General features: G+C 59.8%; 2 protein-coding genes and 1 pseudogene. All 3 read left to right on the forward strand.

The features are described 5' to 3' along the window. A pseudogene (locus WA354_RS06540) lies at nucleotides 1-1,109 on the forward strand (glycosyltransferase); the annotation flags it as partial. 101 nt (nucleotides 1,110-1,210) lie between these two features. Further along, nucleotides 1,211-2,800: a tetratricopeptide repeat protein gene (locus WA354_RS06545; protein ID WP_472812200.1), complete on the forward strand. Its 1,590-nt coding sequence runs from the start codon at nucleotides 1,211-1,213 to the stop codon at nucleotides 2,798-2,800. A gap of 15 nt (nucleotides 2,801-2,815) precedes the next feature. Next, nucleotides 2,816-3,578: NfeD family protein (locus WA354_RS06550; RefSeq protein ID WP_472812201.1), on the forward strand; the 763-nt coding region annotated here is incomplete at its 3' end.

Below are 3,578 nucleotides of genomic sequence, written 5' to 3' on the forward strand. Positions count from 1 at the left end.
CGGTCGCAGCCGCGTTGTGGTTCACCGCGGCGGTGCTTTCGAAGGAGACGGCCATCGCGGTTCCGATGACGCTGGCAGTGATGGCCGCAGTCGAGGGGGCTCGCGCAGCGCAGCCACTGCGGAGGCGGCGTTGGATCGATGCCGCCTGGTTCGCAAGCTGTACTCTGCCCCTGATTGCGTGGTATGGCTGGCATTTCTTCAAGACTGGGTTCGTCTTTGGAAATCCGGAGTTTCTGAAATACAACGCCCAAGCCAACTTCGAGCCAGCGCGATTCTTCGCTGCATTCGGGCATCGGCTGCTGCACCTGACGGCGCACATGAACATGTTTGTGCCGTCGCTGCTGACCATCGCCGCATTGATGCTGAATCCACGGCTTGACAGCGAGGGACACGAGCGCCCGCGCATCAGTTCCCGAACTCTCTGGCAGATATTTTTCATTCTGCTTGCGAATGCCGTGCTGTTCAGTGTGTTGGGCGGCGCACTGCTCACGCGCTATCTGCTGCCCATGTATCCACTGGTGCTGCTGGTCGCGGTGTCGACGTTCTCGCGCCGGGTACCGTATTGGCAGGCGCTTGCAGTGCTTTCGGCCGGGGCATTTGTCGCCGGGCTCTTCATTAATCCACCGTACCGTTTTGCGCCTGAGGACAACCTGGAGTACGCCCGCGTGATTCGGCTGCACATGGCGGGCATCGCGCAACTCAACAAGCGCTATCCTGGATCCACTGTGCTTTCAGCGTGGCCTGTTACGGATGAGCTGACCAAGCCGGAATTGGGCTATGTCAAGACGCCCTACCAGGTCTATCGGCTGGAAGATTTCACGTCGGGGCAGATCGATCGCGCAGCCGATGACCCGGGCGGCTACTCGACTGCCCTGGTCTTCTCAACGAAATACGATCCGCCTTCATTGCTGTTGAGTCTCGGTCCGAAGAGCGAAGCTCTTGACCAGAAGTACTTCGGGCTGCATCATGACCTACCGCCGGAGGCCATCGCGCTTCGTCTGCATGGAACATTGAACTGGCAGCGGGAAGACCACGCGCAGTGGATCGCCCTGATTCGATTTAATCGGCAATTTGAGGCCCGAACGCAGTTACCAGACGCGGTACGTTGAACTTTGGGGCACCTTCGGAACGGTGCTCCCGAAGAGCCTGAACACCTATAATCAAGCCTGTCGTGCTCTTCCTTTTTCGATTTCGCAGATGGATCCGGCCAGTGCATGTATGGGCCGGGACCGTGTTGCTGCTGATGCTGGTATCCAGCGTGGCGGCGCGCGCCCAGGCATCCGCGACAGACACTGCAGACGCGGGCAAGAACCGGATCCTGCTGGTGCTTCCTTTCGAGAACGGAACCGGTCAGCCGAGCCTAGAGTGGATTCGCGAGGCTGCGCCAGAGATTCTAGACGCGCGATTTGCTTCTGCAGGATTCGCGCCAATGAACCGCGTCGATCGCATGTACGCGCTCGATCACCTCGGCTTACCACAGCAGTTTCAGCCTTCACGGGCCAGCGCACTCAAACTGGCGCAGACTCTTGACGTCGACTCGATCATCGTGGGTAGCTATCGGATGGAGGGCACGGGTTTTGTCGCGGAGGCGCGTGTGCTCAATGTCCCGCATCTGCGGATGAGCGACCCTGTGATGGCGCGTGGCGAGACGCATGACTTGATCGCCGTTTTCGACTCACTCGCGTGGCGGCTCACGCGAATTATGGATCCCGGGTTTGGAGTGGCCCAGGACACGTTTCTCGCTGCCGGAGCAAGTCTGCGACTGGATGCCTTTGAGCAGTACATTCGCGGGATTTCAGAACCAGACCAGCAGGAGCGCCAGCGGCATTTGAAACAGGCCGTTGCTTTGAGCCCGAATTACAGTTCCGCATGGATGGCGCTTGGCCGCGAGGACTTTAACGAGCAGCAATATGAAGAAGCGGCGTCGGCATTCGCCAAGGTAAGCCCGAACGATTCGAATGCTCTGGAAGCGGGCTTTTACAGGGGGCTCTCTCTGCTGTACTCCGGTTCCTACGTACAGGCCCAGGAGTCGTTTGCCGGGGTTGCGCGTGAATTGCCACTGGCCGAAGTGCTGAATAACGAAGGCGTCGCGGTAAGCAGGCAAGGTCATGACGCCACCGGATTGTTCGTTCAGGCGGCGGCGGCTGACCCGAACGATGCGGACTACCATTTCAATCTTGCTCTCAGCGTGAAGCGCCACGGCTCGGAGGCAAATGCTGTCAACGAGCTGAATCAGTGTCTTAAACTGCGGCCAAACGACGCTGAGGCTCAGCATCTGCTTGCCGCATGGAAGGCTCCCAAATCCGCAGACGCGGGTGAGGCAGTTGAACCGCTGGAGCGTATCGTGCGCACCTTCGACGCAGGCGCATTCAAGCAGGCGGCATTGATGATGGACCAGATGCAAGCGACCCGGCTGGCAGCGCTGTCGCCTCATGACCGAGCGGTGAAACTCGCTTCGCAAGCGAAGGACTATTTCAATCGCGGCCTGCTGCTGGAGGCTGAGCGGTTGTACCAGGCGGCAGAGGCGGCCGACCCTTCTCTGGCCGAAGCGCATGCTGGACTAGCCTCTGTACGCGAGCGCACGGGAGATTTGACCGCGGCCCGGAACGAGGCCAACGCGGCACTGCGTTTGTCGCCCTCGCCGGATGCATATCTCGTTCTGGGGCGACTCGACATGGCTGCAAACCACATGGACGACGCCACCAAGGATGTTAACGAAGCGCTGAAACTCGATCCTGGCAGCGCCACAGCAAAGGCACTGGACCGAGAGATCGAGGCGAGGTCAGGGAAGAAGCAATAGCGATTGGAGTGAGCCATGCTAAAGCAAGCGCGTGGGTTCAAGTTCCGTTTAGCCTTCTGCTTGATTGCAACAATTGGGCTGGTGTGTCTCGGTGCCGGCACAATGCGCGCCCAGCGACCTGTTGTCGAAAAGCTGGTGCTCGACGAGACGATTCAACCCGTAAGCGCCGAATTGCTTGAGCGTGCTATCGCGCGGGCGAACAGCCGGGGCGCCTCCGCTCTGCTGGTTGAGATGAACACGCCGGGGGGCCTGGTCGACTCCATGCGCACGATGGCGGGTGCAATCCTGAGTTCGCGCGTGCCGGTCATCATCTATGTCAGTCCGGCTGGCGCGCGCGCGGGATCGGCGGGTTTCTTTTTGCTCGAGGCGGCAGACATCGCGGCCATGGCGCCGGGAACCAATGCGGGCGCGGCCCACGTGGTTTTCGAGGGCGGCAAACCTGACGAGACACTGAGCCAGAAAATCGAAAACGATGCCGAGGCCTTCATGCGATCGTATGTGGCCAAGCGGAATCGCAACACCGATGCAGCCATCGCGGCGGTGGCCTCGTCGCATTCTTATACAGCGGAAGAAGCGCTCAACCAGCACCTCATCGATGTGATTGCGCCGGATGAGACGCAATTGCTGGACACCATAGACGGAAGACAGATAACGCGGATGGACGGCAGCAAGCAAACTCTGCATACGAAGAACGCAACGGTTGAAGTGGTGGAGCCGACGGTGCGCGAGAATCTGCTGGGATGGCTCGTAAATCCGAACATTGCACTACTGCTGCTGG

The organism is Occallatibacter sp. (assembly GCF_049802275.1).
GTDB lineage: Bacteria > Acidobacteriota > Terriglobia > Terriglobales > Acidobacteriaceae > Telmatobacter.